The 255-nt window shown below is 32.2% G+C and carries 1 protein-coding gene; it reads left to right on the top strand.

What is annotated here, in order from left to right; all coding sequences use genetic code 11:
• Window positions 1-146: 146 nt before the first annotated feature.
• On the top strand, window positions 147-255 hold a 109-nt coding region (locus tag P3R27_RS15100), incomplete at its 3' end, for a single-stranded DNA-binding protein (RefSeq protein WP_301399229.1).

Below are 255 nucleotides of genomic sequence, written 5' to 3' on the forward strand. Positions count from 1 at the left end.
ATAACCCTTTCGTATCAGTCAAAAGATGAAGATATACGAGTGATGTCGTTAGTGAGATTAGTATAACAATGATTCAATTCATATTATTCTTTAGCATGCTTTTTATAAAATTTTAGACTTAAAAAAACAGAAAAGAGGAATTTATTATGATTAACAATGTAACTTTGGTAGGACGTTTAACAAAAGACCCTGATTTGCGCTATACGTCAAGTGGCAAGGCGGTAGCAGGTTTTACATTAGCAGTCAATCGAAGAT

This window comes from Enterococcus spodopteracolus (assembly GCF_030441955.1).
Taxonomy (GTDB): Bacteria; Bacillota; Bacilli; order Lactobacillales; family Enterococcaceae; genus Enterococcus_B; species Enterococcus_B spodopteracolus.